Below are 14879 nucleotides of genomic sequence, written 5' to 3'. Positions count from 1 at the left end.
GATCCCGCCCGATCTTGCGATCGGACGGGATCTCGTCACCATTCCTGAGCTAACTCAAGAACAGCCGTGCGTGGACCTGAGGGGATTCGAACCCCTGGCCCCCTCGATGCGAACGAGGTGCGCTACCGGACTGCGCCACAGGCCCTTGCAACGAGTGAAACTCTAGCATCCTCAACCGGGTGGTTGGAAATCCGTTCCCGGGCTGGTCAGCGGCGGGCTTTCCGGCCGGACGGCCACCGGGGCGCGGGCGGCTACTCGTTGGCCGCCCGCGGCCGGTCGCCGTCCTCGTACTGGTCGAAGAGCGGGGTGCGGCCGCGCTCGCGGGAGCGGCGGGCCGAGGCGGCCCGGCGGGCGTCGGTGCGGCCGTCGTCGGCGGACCGGTCCTCGGCCGGCGGCTCCGCCGCCTCGGCGGCGGCCGGCTCCTGCTCGGGCACGGCGGCGGACGAACGCGCCGAGCTCCAGGTGTCCGGCGCGCCGAGGTCGACGTCGGAGGTGGCCCGCGGGGCGACCGGCGCGGTGACGTACGTCGGCAGCGGCACCGGCACCGGGTCCCAGCTGTCGCCGTGGCCGGTCCGCGGCCGGCGCTCGCGCTGCTGGTCCTCCAGCCACTCCGCGTGGTCGGTCTGCTCGACCAGGGCCCGCCGGTCGGCGGCGAGGGCGGACAGTCCCGGGTCCGACTCGGGTTCCGGGCCCGCGTCCGGCGCGTCCGCGTCCTCCTCGGCGACGGCGGCGGCGCGCCGGCGCGGCTGGCGCCGGCTCTCCCGCAGCCGCTGCGCGGCGGCCTCGGCGTGGCGGAGGTCCATCTGGTAGGCGAACCGGCGGCGCTCCTGGACGCGCAGATACGCGATGTACGCGCTGAGCAGCACGGCGGGAACGGCGGGCACCCACAGGAAGGCGAGTCCGCCGACGGCGGCGACGACCGCGCCCAGGGTGAAGGCGAGGAAGAGGAGGACGGTGGTGCGCCGGCGGCGGGCGAGGACGCGGGTGCGCCGGGCGCGTGCGGCCGCGGCCTCCGCGCCGGGCGCGCGCCGGGGCGCCGGAACGCGTCTGCGCGCGGGCGCGTCGGCGGACTCGTCCGCCGACGCCGCGCCTCGGTCCGCCTGCCCGGCGTCGGGCCCCGCGACCTGCTCGGCGGCCGGCTCCACGGCGGCCCCGACCGTGCGGCCGGGTGCGGGAACGCGGCCGGGTGCGGGAACGCGGTCGGGTGCCGGCGAACGCTCCGGCGCCGCCACCCGCTCCGGGCGGTCCTGCGCGAGGGGCCGTTCCGGTTCCTGGGTCCGGGTCGGGGGTACGGCGAAGGCCCGGACGTCCACCGAGTCGGTGACGGCGTCCGGCGACACGGCGCTGGGCTCCCCCTCCTCGGTGGAGCGCGCCCTGAGGTCCTTGGCGTACCGGCGCTCCATGCCCGCCCGTCCGGACAGCAGCCGGATGGCGGTGCTGAAGCGTTCCGTCGGACGGGCCTCGTTCAGCTCGTCCTGCCTACGGAGCCACATGGGCACCAAGTAGGCGGCCCAGGCCCCGACAATGACTGCGTAGATGAGGCCGCTGCTGCTCACGCCTCACACGGTAGAGGGGTTTACGCAAGGCCATCGGCCAATTGGGCCGGTGTGTCGCACGATCTGGCTGATATTTCGAACTTTTTTTGCGATCGATGCGATGAGCGGACCATCGGGAGAGCGAATTCCTTGCCCCCTGGCTTTAATTCGAACACTTATTCAATTTCCCGAGTACGCCGCATCCCGGTACGCCACCGGGTCCCTCGCCGCCACGTCCGTCGCACCCCGCGTACGGGACGGGCGAGTGGGGCGAGGGCGGCGGACCGGCACGTCGGACGGGACGGCCGTTCAGGCCGGATTGCTCTTCGGCGACCGCTGCGCGCGCATCCGGCGCCAGCGGTTCAGCAGCCCGTCCGGCACCTCCTCCGCGGTGAGCGCGAAGACCAGATGGTCGCGCCAGGCCCCGTCGATGTGGAGATAACGGGGCCGCAGCCCCTCCTCGCGGAATCCGAGTTTCTCCGCCACCCGGCGGCTCGGCCCGTTCTCCGGGCGAATGCAGACCTCGATGCGGTGCAGCCCCACGGTGCGGAAACAGTGGTCCACGACCAGCGCGACCGCGGTCGGCATCACCCCGCGCCCGGCCACCGACTCGTCCACCCAGTAGCCGACGTTGCCCGAGCACATCGAGCCCCAGGTGATCCCGGCGACCGTCAACTGCCCGACCAGCCGCCCCTGGTACTCCACGACGAACGGCAGCATCCGGCCGGCCCGCGCCTCGGCCCGCAGGTGGCGCACCATCTGCCGGTAGGTCGGCCGGTGCGTGAGCGGACCGCCGGGCGAGGGCGGCGGGATGGTCGCCTCCCAGGGCCTGAGCCAGCCCCGGTTGCGCTGGTTCACCTCGCGCCAGGGCCGCTGGTCGCGCAGCTTTATCGGGCGCAGGACGACATCGCCCTCCGCGAGCACGACGGGCCACACCGGGCTGTTCAGCTCGCACCCCCAGGATCGGCGCCGGGTCTGGGATGGTCGCCGCCGCGCACCTGGTCGACGGCGTGCGTCAACAGCGGCTCCAGTACGGCCAGTCCGTCCTTCACCCCGCCCGTGGAACCCGGCAGGTTGACGATCAGCGTCCGCCCGGCCACCCCGGCGAGGCCGCGCGAGAGCGCCGCGGTCGGCACCTTCTCGCGGCCGAAGGCCCGGATCGCCTCCGCGATGCCCGGCACCTCGCGGTCGATCACCCGGCGGGTCGCCTCGGGGGTGCGGTCGGTGGGCGAGATGCCGGTGCCGCCGGTGGTGACCACGACGTCGTACCCGGCCGCCACGGCGTCGCGCAGGGCGGCCTCCACCGGGTCGCCGTCCGGGACGACCCGCGGGCCGTCGACGGCGAACCCGAAGCGGGCGAGGCCGTCCGCGATCAACGGGCCGCCCTTGTCCTCGTAGACCCCGGCGGCCGCCCGGTTGGAGGCCGTGACCACCAGCGCCCGGTAGCTCCCGCCGGCCGATGCCTCGTGTGTCATGCCCGGCTCCAGTCGCCCGACTTGCCGCCCGTCTTCTCCTCGACCCTGACGTCCGTGATGACCGCTCCCTTGTCGACCGCCTTCACCATGTCGATCACGGTGAGCGCGGCGACGGTGACCGCGGTCAGCGCCTCCATCTCGACGCCCGTGCGGTCCGTCGTCCGCACGGTGGCCGTGATCTCCACGGCGTCGTCCGCGACCGACAGGTCCAGTCTCACACCCGACACCGACAACGGGTGGCACAGCGGGATGAGGTCCGGGGTGCGCTTGGCGCCCATGATCCCGGCGATCCGCGCGGTGGCGAGGGCGTCGCCCTTGGGCACCCCCTCCCCGCGCAGCAGCTCGACGACGCGGGGCGCGACGAGGACCCGGCCGCTCGCGCGGGCGGTGCGCGCGGTCACGTCCTTCTCGGACACGTCGACCATCCGGGCGGCGCCCGCGTCGTCGATGTGGGTCAGCCGGTCCTGTCCGGCCTCTGGCACTCGGTACTGCACGGGTCCTGGGGTCTCCCCCCGGGAAGGTGTGGTCATGCTCTGCGGCGCTCCCGGTCCGGGCCCGGCGCGGTGCGGTGCGCGGGCCTGCTGTGCGCGACACGGTACCGCCAACCGGCGCCCGTCAGCCGAGCAGGACCACCTCGACCTCGGCGCCGGGCTCGACGGACTCGGTGTCCTCGGGGATCACGATGAGGGCGTCGGCCTGGGCGAGGGCCGCGATCAGATGGGAGCCGGCGCCGCCCACGGGGGTCACCTCGCCGTCGAGGTACCGCCCGCGCAGGAACTGCCTGCGGCTCTTGGGCGAGCCGAGCGGCTCGTCCGCGGCGAGGGTGGCTCGCGCGGTGGGCCGGTGCACGTCGTCGAGGCCCATCAGGGCGCGGATGACCGGGCGGACGAACAGCTCGAAGGACACGTACGACGACACCGGGTTGCCGGGCAGCGCCAGCAGCGGGATGTGGTCGGGGCCGACGGTGCCGAAGCCCTGGGGCTTGCCGGGCTGCATGGCGAGCTTGCGGAACTCCACGCCGCCGCCCGCCTCGTCCTCGTCGCCGACGTGCGACAGCGCCTCCTTGACGACGTCGTACGCGCCCACGCTCACGCCGCCCGTGGTGACCATCAGGTCGGCGCGCACCAACTGGTCCTCGATGGTGGTGCGCAGGGTGTCGGCGTCGTCGGCGACGGCGCCCACCCGGTAGGCGATGGCGCCGGCATCGCGGGCGGCCGCGGTCAGGGCGAAGCTGTTGGAGTCGTAGATCTGCCCGTGGGACAGCTGCTCGTCGGGCTGGACGAGTTCGCTGCCGGTGGACATCACCACGACGCGCGGGCGCGGACGCACCCGCACCGTGCCGCGGCCGATGGCGGCGAGCAGGGCGATCTGCGGCGGTCCGAGGACCGTGCCGGCGCTCAGCGCGCGGTCGCCCGCCTTGACGTCGCTGCCGGTGGCGCGCACGTGCGCGCGCGCCTTCGCGGGGCGGTGGACGCGCACCTGTCCGGTGGCGCCCTCCGGGGACAGGCTGCGCGCGCGCATCCCGCTGACCGGGCCCTCGCCGAGGCCGCCGTCGGTCCACTCCACGGGGACGACCGTCTCGGCGCCGGGCGGCAGCGGGGCGCCGGTCATGATCCGGGCGGCCTGGCCCGGACCCACGTGCGGCGGCTCGGCGGCGCCCGCGGCGACGTCCCCGACGACCTCCAGGACGGCCGGGAACTCCTCGCTCGCCCCGGAGACGTCCGCGACCCGCACCGCGTAGCCGTCCATGGAGCTGTTGTCGAACGGAGGCAGGGACAGGGGCACCGTGATGTCCTCGACCAGGACGCAGCCCTGGGCGTCGAGCAGTTGCAGCTCGATGGGCTCCAGGGGGCGGACGGTGGTGAGGACGTCATCGAGGTGCTCGTCCACCGACCACAGGCGGTCGGGTCCGGCGGTGTCCTGTCCGGCGCTGCTCAACGTCACATCTCCTCGGCTACGTACCGCTTGAGCCAGTTCCTGAAGTCCGGGCCCAGGTCCTCACGTTCGCACGCGAGCCGGACGATGGCGCGCAGGTAGTCGCCGCGGTCGCCGGTGTCGTAGCGGCGGCCCTTGAAGACGACGCCGTGCACCGGGCCGCCGGGGGCGCCGGCCGCCGAGGCGTGGCTCTGGGCGAGCTGCTGGAGGGCGTCGGTGAGCTGGATCTCGTTGCCGCGGCCGGGCCGGGTCTCGCGCAGTATGGCGAAGATGTGCGGATCGAGGACGTAGCGGCCGATGATCGCGTAGTTCGAGGGGGCCTCCGCCGGCTCCGGCTTCTCGACCAGGCCGGTCACCTGGACGACGTCGCTGTCCCCGGTGGCCTCCACGGCCGCGCAGCCGTAGAGGTGGATCTGCTCGGGCGCGACCTCCATGAGGGCGACGACGCTGCCGCCGTAGATCTCCTGGACCTCGATCATCCGCTGGAGCAGCGGGTCGCGCGGGTCGATCAGGTCGTCGCCGAGCAGCACGGCGAACGGCTCGTCGCCCACGTGCGGGGCGGCGCACAGCACGGCGTGCCCGAGGCCCTTGGGGTCGCCCTGGCGCACGTAGTGCATCGTCGCGAGGTCGCTGGACTCCTGCACCTTGGCGAGCCGTTCGGCGTCGCCCTTGTTGGCGAGGGCCGACTCCAGCTCGTAGTTGCGGTCGAAGTGGTCCTCCAGGGGGCGCTTGTTGCGGCCCGTCACCATGAGGACGTCGTCGAGGCCCGCGGAGACGGCCTCCTCGACCACGTACTGGATCGCCGGCTTGTCCACGACCGGCAGCATCTCCTTGGGAGTGGCCTTGGTCGCCGGCAGAAACCGGGTGCCGAGGCCGGCGGCGGGAATGACAGCCTTGCTGATCCTGGGGTGTGACTGACTCATGGCGGCAACCATATCCGCTGCCCCTGGGCGGGCCGGTGTCGCCGGTTCGACGGCGCACGCACCACCTCCGAGGAAGGACATGGGAGCGGCCTTGCACGACATCGAAGGCACGACGGGACCCGACAAGCGGGCGTTGCGGCGCGGGCTGCTGGCGGCGCGCGCCCGGCTGACCGCGGCCGAGGTGGGGGAGGCGGGGCGGGCGCTGGCCCGGCACGCGCTGAAGCTGCCCGAGCTGGCCGGGGCGGGCACGGTGGCCGCGTACGTCTCCGTCGGCGCCGAGCCCGGCACCCACGCCCTGCTGGACGCGCTGCACGCGCGCGGGGTGCGCGTCCTGCTGCCGGCCCTGCTGCCCGACAACGACCTGGACTGGGGCGCCTACGGCGGCGAGGGCACGCTCACGCGGGTGCGGCACGGCGGCCGGATGGAGCTGTTCGAGCCCGCCGAGCCGCTGCTCGGCCCGGACGCCGTGACGGCCGCCGACGCCGTCCTGCTGCCCGGGCTCGCCGTCGACGGCGCCGGCCTGCGGCTGGGGCGCGGCGGCGGCTCCTACGACCGCGTCCTGGCCCGTCTGGAGCGGGCGGAGGCGCGTCCCGCGCTGGTGGTCCTGCTGTACGACGCGGAGGTCGTCGAACGCCTCCCGGCCGAGCCGCACGACCGGCCGGTGCGGGCGGTGGTGACGCCGTCGGGCGTGCGCCGCTTCGCCCCCTGACGCACGGCGCCCTCCGCCGGGGACGGCGACGGCCCTCCACGCGCGCGTGGAGGGCCGTCGGCCCAGGGTCTTTCGTTTGGATCGGGCCGGATCAGGGAGCGGGGTCTGGTGCCGTGCATCGCAAGGCGGAGGAGGGCGTCATGGCGGAGCCATGGCAACCGACGACAACGCGGCGAGGCGCGGTGCCAGACCCCGCGAGCCCGGCCTGATCCAAACGAGAGGCCCTAGGTGCGGTCAGCCGCTCAGGGCTTGAGCACCAGGGTGTCGCTCGTGCTCTTGCCGACGGCGTTCGCCGAGAACGACCAGGGCAGCAGTTCGCCCTTGGCCCACAGGCCGGTCTGGTCGGTGTAGTGGGCGCTGAAGGCGTGCCCGGAGGCGCCGGTCAGGTTGATCCACTTGGACTTGTCCAGGTCGGCGAGGTTGACCACCATCCGCATGGACGGCACCCACACCACGTTGTAGCCGCCGGCGGCGTTCCATCCGGAGGCGTTGACCGTGGCCTCGCCGCCGCTGAGCTTCCAAGGGCCGCGGTTGAGGATGTACTGGAGGAACTCGGGGCCCTCGGTGCCAAGCGTCTGGTTCTTCAGGAACAGGCGGTGCAGCCGGCCCCAGCTCCAGGAGTCGATGTCCTTGCCGAGCTTGGCGGTGAGCTCCCAGCGGGCGTCGATCATGGCGCGGGCGAACAGCTCGTCGCGGCTGTCGGCCTTGGGGCGGGTACCGGAGGCCGGCGTCTTCCACCAGTCGCTGTTCTGGTCGTCCATGAGGTTGCGGACCACCTCGAACCAGCGGTCGCCGCCGTCGGGCTGCGCCTGGTCGGCGGAGCGCTCGCCGCACTCGCGGACCTTGGTGGTCTGGTCGACCGGGCCGGTGTTGCCGGCCGGCTCCACCCACAGGCACTGGCCCTTGACCCGCAGCTCCTTGGGCAGCTTGTTGCCGAAGGCCAGCTTGAGGACGTTGCGCCAGACCGCGTTGAAGTAGGCCGCCGCCGCCGAGTCGGCGTCCTGGGTGTAGTCCCAGCCCTCCAGGAGCTTCTGCGCCTGGCGGACGTCCTTGTCCTTGAGATCGATCTTCAGCAGCTTGGGCACGAGCAGCTTGGCGATCTCGCTGCTGTCGTCCATCTGCATCTGTCGCATGTCCTCGGTGGAGATCTTGCCGCCGCCGTCGATCTTCGACTGGATCAGGTCGGTGATCCGCTGGCTGCGGGCGCCGTAGCCCCAGTCCGTGGTGAGCGTGTACGGGTACTTGTCCTTGTCGACCACGGCCTGGTTGGCGGTGACGATGTAGCCGCGTCCGGGGTTGTACTCGTAGGGCAGCTCGGCCTGCTCTATGTAGCCCTTCCAGTCGTACTTCGAGTCCCAGCCGGGCGCCGGCACGGAGCCGTCGTCGCTCTTCGCGCGCTGCGGGATGCGGCCGGGCAGGGTGTAGCCGATGTTGTTCTTGGTGTCGGCGTAGATCATGTTCTGCGACGGCACGTCGAACAGGGCCGCCGCCGAGCGGAAGCCGCTCCAGTCCTTGGCCCGGTCGATGGCGAAGACCGCGTCCATGGTGGTGCCCGGCTCCAGCGCGGTCCACTTCAGGGCGATGGCGTAGCCGTCGCCGCGGTCGGGGGCCGCGGTGTCGACGGTGGCCTTCTTGCCGACCTGGACGAGTTCGTCGTCGCGGTCGGACAGCAGCGGCATCCCGTCCCGCGTCTCGCGCACGACGATCGTCTTGGCGGCGCCGCCGGCGACCTTGATGGTCTCCTGGCGGGTCTTGAACGGCACCGTCTTGTCGTCGCGCAGGTAGCCGTCGCCGCTGAGCTTCTCCAGGTACAGGTCGGTGACGTCGACGCCGGAGTTGGTCATGCCCCAGGCGATGTCCTGGTTGTGGCCGATGACGACGCCGGGCATGCCCGCGAAGGTGTAGCCGGTGACGTCGTAGGGGCACTTGCCGGAGACCGCGCGGCAGTGCAGGCCCATCTGGTACCAGACGGACGGCAGCGAGGCGCCCAGGTGCGGGTCGTTGGCGAGCAGCGGCTTGCCGGTGATCGTGTACTTGCCGGCGACCACCCAGGAGTTGGAGCCGATGCCGTCGCCGTTGACTCCGACGGCCGCGGGCAGGTCCTGCATGACGTCGCTCATGCCCAGCAGCTGGCCCTGGACGCCGGAGCCGGAGGTGCCGGAGGTGGCGGACGTTCCGGTGGAGCCGGTGCCCGTACCGGTACCAGTACCCGTGCCGGTACCAGTACCCGTTCCGGTGCCCGTACCAGTACCCGTGCCGCTGCCAGTACCGGTGCCCGTACCCGTACCGGTACCCGTGCCGAACTGCCCCGAGGTGTTCGATCCCTGCGAACCGCTGGACCCGCCGTCGCCGCCCTCGAACGCCTGGGCGAGTTCGCTGTACTGGCCCTGGGTGACGATCGGCTTGTTCCGGTCGTAGGGGTAGTCCGGGTACAGGTCCTTGATCTGCTTGGGGCCCAGGCGGCTGGTCATCAGGGCGCGGTCGATCTCGTCCTGCATGTTGCCGCGCAGGTCCCAGGCCATCGCCTTGAGCCAGGAGACCGAGTCGACCGGCGTCCACTGGGCGGGCGTGTAGTCGTTGGTCAGGCCCAGGGCCGCGTACTCCAGGGAGATGTCCTTGGCGGAGCGGCCCTTGAGGTAGGCGTTGACGCCCTGCGCGTACGACTGGAGGTACTTCTTGGTGGCGGACGACAGCTTGGTGTCGTACTCCGCCTTGGCCACGCGGTCCCAGCCCAGGGTGCGCAGGAACTCGTCGTTCTTGACCTGGCCCTTGCCGAACATCTCCGACAGGCGCCCGGAGGTCATGTGCCGGCGCACGTCCATCTCGTAGAACCGGTCCTGCGCCTGGACGTAGCCCTGCGCCATGAACAGGTCCTCGGGCGAGGAGGCGTAGATCTGCGGGATGCCGTAGCCGTCGCGCTTGACGTCGACCGGCCCGGCCAGGCCCTGGAGCGTGACCTCGCCCTTGGTCTGCGGGAAGGAGGCGCGGACGGTGCTGACGGACCAGTAGGCCCCGTAGGCGATGCCGCCGATGATGGCCAGCACCAGGACGATCACGACGAGTCGGGCTTTTCGCCCCTTCTTCCTGCCGGACTTGCCGGGCTTGTCACCCGTTGTGGCGGTGGTGTTGGGGGGCATCGCTGTCCTTGCTGTCCTAACGCGAGCGGCAGGTCGGGCTGTGACTTCGAATGAGCGCTGGAGCAACCATAGGCGCAGGGCCCGGTCGCACTTGACGCGGAGTCGGGTGACGGCCGAGGACGGGCGTTCGATCTTCTCGCGGGAAGCGTCAAGAAAGCGTCAAGAGTTAGGTAAGGTAACGAAGTAACAGGACGTCCCGGCGCGCCCGAAGAACGGGTGAAGTGGGACATTCTGGACGGAGAACTCGGGGAAGGAACCGCCACTGACTGTTCACCACCTCAACCAGCTCCTGCTCGCCTGCTCCCTCGTGCTGCTCGTCGCCGTGGCGGCGGTGCGGATCTCCTCGCGCAGCGGGCTCCCCAGCCTGCTCGTCTACCTGGGGATCGGCGTCGTCATGGGCCAGGACGGCCTCGGGCACGTCCACTTCGACAACGCCGAGATGACCCAGGTCATCGGGTACGCGGCCCTCGTCGTGATCCTCGCCGAGGGCGGCCTGGGCACGAAGTGGAAGGAGATCAAGCCGGTCCTGCCGGCCGCCTCGCTGCTCGCGCTGGTCGGGGTCGCGGTCAGCGTCGGCATCACCGCGGCCGGCGCCCACTACCTGGTCGGCCTGGAATGGCGCCAGGCGCTCATCGTCGGCGCCGTGGTGTCCTCCACCGACGCGGCGGCCGTCTTCTCCGTGCTGCGGCGCATCCCCCTGCCCTCGCGCGTGACGGGCACCCTGGAGGCCGAGTCCGGCTTCAACGACGCCCCGGTCGTCATCCTGGTCGTCGCCTTCTCCACGGCCGGCCCGGTCGAACACTGGTACGTACTGGTGGGCGAGATAGCGCTGGAGCTGGCCATCGGCGCCGCCCTCGGCGTCGCGGTGGGCTGGCTCGGCGCCTGGGGCCTGCGCCACGTCGCCCTGCCCGCCTCCGGCCTCTACCCGATCGCCGTCATGGCGATCGCGGTCACCGCGTACGCCGCCGGCGCGCTGGCGCACGGCAGCGGCTTCCTCGCCGTCTACCTGGCGGCGATGCTGCTCGGCAACGCCAAGCTGCCGCACTGGCCCGCCACCCGCGGCTTCGCCGAGGGGCTCGGCTGGATCGCCCAGATCGGCATGTTCGTCCTGCTCGGTCTGCTGGTCACCCCGCACGACCTCGTCGACGACATCCCGGCCGCCGTCGTCATCGGCCTGATCCTGACCATGGTGGCGCGCCCGCTGAGCGTCCTGCTCAGCCTGCTGCCCTTCCGGGTGCCCTGGCCGGAGCAGGTCCTCATGTCGTGGGCCGGGCTGCGCGGCGCCGTGCCGATCATCCTGGCGACCATCCCCATGGTGAACGGCGTCGCCCACAGCGAGCGCATCTTCAACATCGTCTTCGTCCTGGTCGTCGTCTACACCGTCGTCCAGGGGCCGACCCTGCCCTGGCTCGCCCGCAAGCTGCGGCTCGGCGAGAGCGAGGGCCCCGCCGACCTCGGCATCGAGTCGGCGCCGCTGGAGCGGCTGCGCGGCCATCTGCTGTCCGTCGCCATCCCCGAGGGCTCGCGGATGCACGGCGTGGAGGTGGCCGAGCTGCGGCTGCCCGCCGGGTCCGCCGTCACCCTCGTCGTCCGCGACGGAAAATCGTTTGTCCCGCTGCCGACGACGGTCCTCAGACGCGGCGACGAACTCCTCGTGGTCGCCACCGACCCGGTCCGCGAGGCCGCGGAACGCCGGCTGCGCGCGGTCGGCCGCGGCGGCAAGCTGGCGGACTGGCTGGGCGCCAACGGGGCGAACGCCGGCGGGGTGCACTGAGCCACAGGCGAGAGCGCGCCCGGGGTACGGGCCGGGGGGCGCTGCGGCTCGGTCCGGGGGCGCGTCCGGGGCGTCCGTCGCGGGCGCGTTCCACCCGGCGCGCGCCCGCCCGGACACGGCGTACGCCCGCGCCCCGATCACAGGCGTACGACGGCCCGAGTGCGCGCTTTCACAGGTGCACGAGCACCCGGCCCCTGTACGATAAAGGCGCACCCTGATCGAACCAACTCTGCCTGACGCAGAGCTGGCGCGACCGTATGGCGGCCGGCTCGCCCCCTTCAGCGGGCGCCGGCATCTACCGCAGTCCGCGCAAGAGGACAGCTCTCGGCGCGCCCGTACCCGGGGCGGCGCTACCAGGCGGCAGAAAGGCACGGCCGTGGGATCCGCGGTCACCACCACCGACCCCGCGAAGACCTCGACGGCTTCCTCCCGCCCGGGATACGGGCAGCTGCTGCGCACCCGCGGCGCCTGGACGTTCCTGCTCCCCGGCTTCGCGGCGCGCCAGCCGTTCGCGATGCTCACCATCTCCATCGTGCTGCTGGTGCAGCACACCACCGGCTCCTACGGCGCCGCGGGCGCCACGGCGGCCGTCACCGGCGTCGCCATGGCGCTGTTCGCCCCCTACAGCGGCCGGCTCGCCGACCGCCACGGGCAGCGCGCCGTCCTGCTGCCCGGTGTCCTGGTGCACGCCCTGGCGGGCCTGACCCTGACCGGGCTCGCGCTGGCGCACGCCCCCCTGTGGGCGCTGTTCGTCGCGGCCGTGCCGACCGGCGCCTCGGTGCCGCAGATCGGTCCCATGGTGCGCGCCCGCTGGGGCGTCACCCTGAAGGACTCGCCGCTGATGACCACCGCGGCCGCCTTCGAGTCGGTCACCGACGAGCTGACCTTCGTCTTCGGCCCGCTGCTGGCCACCGCCCTGTGCACGGCCGTCGACCCGGCGGCCGGCCTGTTCACGGAGGCCGCGCTGACCCTGGTCGGCGGTCTGCTGTTCGCCGCCCAGAAGAGCACCCAGCCCGCCGTCACGGCCGGCGGCGGCCACGCGCGCGGGGAGCACGTCTCCGCGCTCGGCGTCCCCGGGGTGCGCGTGCTGATCGCCGTCTTCCTCGGCATCGGCTCGGTCTTCGGCGGCATGCAGGTCTCGCTGGCCGCCTTCACCGAGTCCATCGGCGAGCCCGGCCTCAACGGCGTCCTGTACGGCACGTTCGCCGCGGGCAACATGCTCTCCGGCGTCGTGTGCGGAGCGATCGCCTGGAAGGCGGCGCCGCAGCGCCGTCTCCTCATCGGGTACACCGCCCTCGCGCTGACCGCCTCCGCGCTGTGGACCGCGCACTCGGTGCTGCTGCTGGCCGCGCTCGGCCTGCTGGTCGGCATGTGCATCGCGCCCGCCCTGATCACCGGCTACACCCTGGTCGAGGGGCTGGTCCCGGCCGGCGCCCGGACCGAGGCGTTCACCTGGCTGACCGGCGCGGTCGCGCTGGGGCAGGCCGCCGCCGTCACCGTCGCCGGACAGCTGGAGGACCACCTGTGGGGCGGCGCCGGGTTCCTGGTCCCGCTGACCGGCACGGTGCTCGCCCTGCTGGCCCTCGTGGCCCTGCGCTCCCGCCTCGCCGTGCGGGCCGGCAGCCGCACCGTGGCACGTGGCGTCGGTCACCGCGCGCCGGTGGCAGTGGACTGACGCCGCGGAATACGTCACTATGGTTCGTCGTTAGCACTCATCGAGTGAGAGTGCCAGGAGGAAGACAGTGCCCACCTACCAGTACCAGTGCACCGAGTGCGGCGAGGGCCTCGAGGCGGTGCAGAAGTTCACCGACGACGCGCTCACCGAGTGCCCCAACTGCGCGGGCCGCCTGAAGAAGGTGTTCTCCGCGGTCGGCATTGTCTTCAAGGGCTCCGGCTTCTACCGCAACGACAGCCGCGGCTCCTCGTCGAGCAGCAGCCCGTCGTCGTCGAAGTCGTCGAGCTCCTCGGCCTCGGCCGGCTCGTCCGATTCCTCGTCGAGCGGCTCCGGTTCGTCGTCCTCCGCCGCAGCTGCGTCGTCTTCGTCGTCCTCGAAGTCATCGACGTCCACCAGCTCCGCGGGCAGCTCCGCCGCCTGACATCCCGCTTCAGGACCCCGTCGGCCACCGGCCGGCGGGGTCCTCGGCGTGTCCCCGGGCCGGCCGTCCACGGGGCCGGCTCCGGCGTGTCGGCGGCGGACTAGGGTGCTGCCCATGGCGAACGCAGAGATCGGTGTCATCGGCGGGTCCGGCTTCTACTCCTTCCTCGACGAGGTGACCGAGGTCCAGGTCGACACGCCGTACGGGGCGCCCAGCGACTCCCTCTTCCTCGGCGAGGTCGCCGGCCGGCGGGTCGCCTTCCTGCCCCGGCACGGCCGCGGCCACCACCTCCCGCCGCACCGCATCAACTACCGGGCCAACCTCTGGGCGCTGCGCTCGGTGGGCGTGCGCCAGGTCCTCGGGCCGTGCGCGGTGGGCGGGCTGCGCCCCGAGTACGGGCCGGGCACGCTGCTGGTCCCGGACCAGTTCGCCGACCGTACGAAGTCCCGCGAGCAGACCTACTTCGACGGGCTGCCGCTGCCCGACGGCACCCTGCCCCACGTGGTCCACGTCTCCCTGGCCGACCCCTACTGCCCGGCCGGCCGGGCGGCGGCGCTGACGGCGGCGCGCGGGCGCGACTGGGCGGCCGTCGACGGCGGCACGCTCGTCGTGGTGGAGGGCCCGCGCTTCTCCACCCGCGCCGAGTCGCTGTGGCACCAGGCGCAGGGCTGGTCGGTGGTCGGCATGACCGGGCACCCCGAGGCGGCGCTCGCCCGGGAGCTGGAGCTCTGCTACACCTCCCTGACGCTCGTCACCGATCTCGACGCGGGCGCGGAGAGCGGCGAGGGCGTCTCGCACGAGGAGGTGCTCAAGGTGTTCGCCGCCAACGTGGAGCGGCTGCGGGGCGTGCTGTTCGACGCGGTGGCCGCGCTGCCGGCCACGGAGGAACGGGACTGCCGGTGCGCGACGGCGCTGGGCGGGATGGACCCCGGGTTCGTGCTGCCGTAGCCGCCTGCCGTAGCCGCGCGGGGCGGACGGAACGCCACGTTCGGGTGAGGGAGTTTTCCACAACCGGTGAGTAGTCCACGGGCTACGGCGGGATGCGGCGCGATGCCGCATCGTGGCAGCGCAAGCCGGTTCGCCGGTCCCGTCCCGTCGCCGCAGGTGGTGGTCCCCCGTGCCCGTGTCGCCCACGTTCCCCTCCTCCCCTCCCTCGCCGCTCTCGTCTCCCCCGACTCCCCCGACTCCCCCGTCGTGGTCGTTCCCGCCGCCGGCCCCGTGCCCGCCCGGCGCCGACACCCCGGTCACCCGCGAGGTGCCGCGCTTCCCGCCGGTCCGGGTGCGCGGCGGACGGT

The 14879-nt window shown here is 72.9% G+C and carries 12 protein-coding genes and 1 tRNA gene; 5 read left to right on the top strand and 8 right to left on the bottom strand.

All coding sequences use genetic code 11. The annotated features are described in order from the left end of the window. Positions 1-71 precede the first annotated feature (71 nt). From ABEB07_RS18650 to galU, 7 genes are all read right to left on the bottom strand, one after another. Positions 72-145: transfer RNA gene (locus tag ABEB07_RS18650), tRNA-Ala, on the bottom strand. Between the two features lie 106 nt (positions 146-251). Further along, complete coding sequence (gene sepX, locus ABEB07_RS18645) at positions 252-1556, bottom strand: divisome protein SepX/GlpR (RefSeq protein ID WP_345669370.1); 1305 nt, start codon at positions 1554-1556, stop codon at positions 252-254. Positions 1557-1844: 288 nt separating this feature from the next. After that, positions 1845-2471, bottom strand: a complete 627-nt coding sequence (locus tag ABEB07_RS18640) for a GNAT family N-acetyltransferase (protein WP_345669369.1) — start codon at positions 2469-2471, stop codon at positions 1845-1847. Between the two features lie 8 nt (positions 2472-2479). Further along, the gene (locus ABEB07_RS18635; RefSeq protein WP_164583736.1) at positions 2480-3010 is read right to left on the bottom strand and encodes a MogA/MoaB family molybdenum cofactor biosynthesis protein; all 531 of its coding nucleotides are present in this window, start codon (positions 3008-3010) and stop codon (positions 2480-2482) included. Further along, positions 3007-3540, bottom strand: coding sequence for a cyclic pyranopterin monophosphate synthase MoaC (gene moaC / locus ABEB07_RS18630; RefSeq protein WP_176149349.1), 534 nt, complete (start codon positions 3538-3540; stop codon positions 3007-3009). The genes ABEB07_RS18635 and moaC overlap by 4 nt, the downstream gene beginning before the upstream one ends. 85 nt (positions 3541-3625) lie before the next feature. Then, complete coding sequence (gene glp, locus ABEB07_RS18625) at positions 3626-4948, bottom strand: molybdotransferase-like divisome protein Glp (RefSeq protein WP_345669368.1); 1323 nt, start codon at positions 4946-4948, stop codon at positions 3626-3628. A 2-nt stretch (positions 4949-4950) separates the two neighbouring features. After that, positions 4951-5868 (bottom strand): UTP--glucose-1-phosphate uridylyltransferase GalU, encoded by a 918-nt coding sequence (galU, locus tag ABEB07_RS18620; protein ID WP_164585713.1) that lies wholly within the window; start codon positions 5866-5868, stop codon positions 4951-4953. Between the two features lie 79 nt (positions 5869-5947). Between galU and ABEB07_RS18615 the strand changes: the two genes are divergently transcribed. Next, positions 5948-6577 carry a 5-formyltetrahydrofolate cyclo-ligase gene (locus tag ABEB07_RS18615; protein WP_425589038.1) on the top strand — a complete coding sequence of 210 codons (630 nt, stop codon included), beginning with the start codon at positions 5948-5950 and terminating at the stop codon, positions 6575-6577. A 242-nt stretch (positions 6578-6819) separates the two neighbouring features. Here ABEB07_RS18615 and ABEB07_RS18610 read toward each other — a convergent pair whose 3' ends face one another. Next, positions 6820-9714, bottom strand: coding sequence for a penicillin acylase family protein (locus ABEB07_RS18610; protein ID WP_345669366.1), 2895 nt, complete (start codon positions 9712-9714; stop codon positions 6820-6822). Positions 9715-9976: 262 nt separating this feature from the next. Between ABEB07_RS18610 and ABEB07_RS18605 the strand changes: the two genes are divergently transcribed. From ABEB07_RS18605 to ABEB07_RS18590, 4 genes are all read left to right on the top strand, one after another. Further along, positions 9977-11488 carry a potassium/proton antiporter gene (locus ABEB07_RS18605; protein ID WP_345669371.1) on the top strand — a complete coding sequence of 504 codons (1512 nt, stop codon included), beginning with the start codon at positions 9977-9979 and terminating at the stop codon, positions 11486-11488. A gap of 376 nt (positions 11489-11864) precedes the next feature. Further along, on the top strand, positions 11865-13163 hold the full coding sequence (locus ABEB07_RS18600; RefSeq protein WP_176149352.1) for an MFS transporter: 1299 nt from the start codon (positions 11865-11867) through the stop codon (positions 13161-13163). Positions 13164-13230: 67 nt separating this feature from the next. Continuing rightward, positions 13231-13584: an FmdB family zinc ribbon protein gene (locus ABEB07_RS18595; protein ID WP_345669365.1), complete on the top strand. Its 354-nt coding sequence runs from the start codon at positions 13231-13233 to the stop codon at positions 13582-13584. A 114-nt stretch (positions 13585-13698) separates the two neighbouring features. Then, positions 13699-14532, top strand: coding sequence for an S-methyl-5'-thioadenosine phosphorylase (locus tag ABEB07_RS18590; protein WP_345669364.1), 834 nt, complete (start codon positions 13699-13701; stop codon positions 14530-14532). Positions 14533-14879 lie beyond the last annotated feature (347 nt).

The sequence above is a fragment of the Streptomyces similanensis genome (genome assembly GCF_039543625.1).
In the GTDB taxonomy this organism is placed as follows: domain Bacteria; phylum Actinomycetota; class Actinomycetes; order Streptomycetales; family Streptomycetaceae; genus Streptomyces; species Streptomyces similanensis.
The sequence above is the reverse complement of the archived record's forward strand: the minus strand, read 5'-3'. Positions and strand labels throughout refer to the sequence as shown.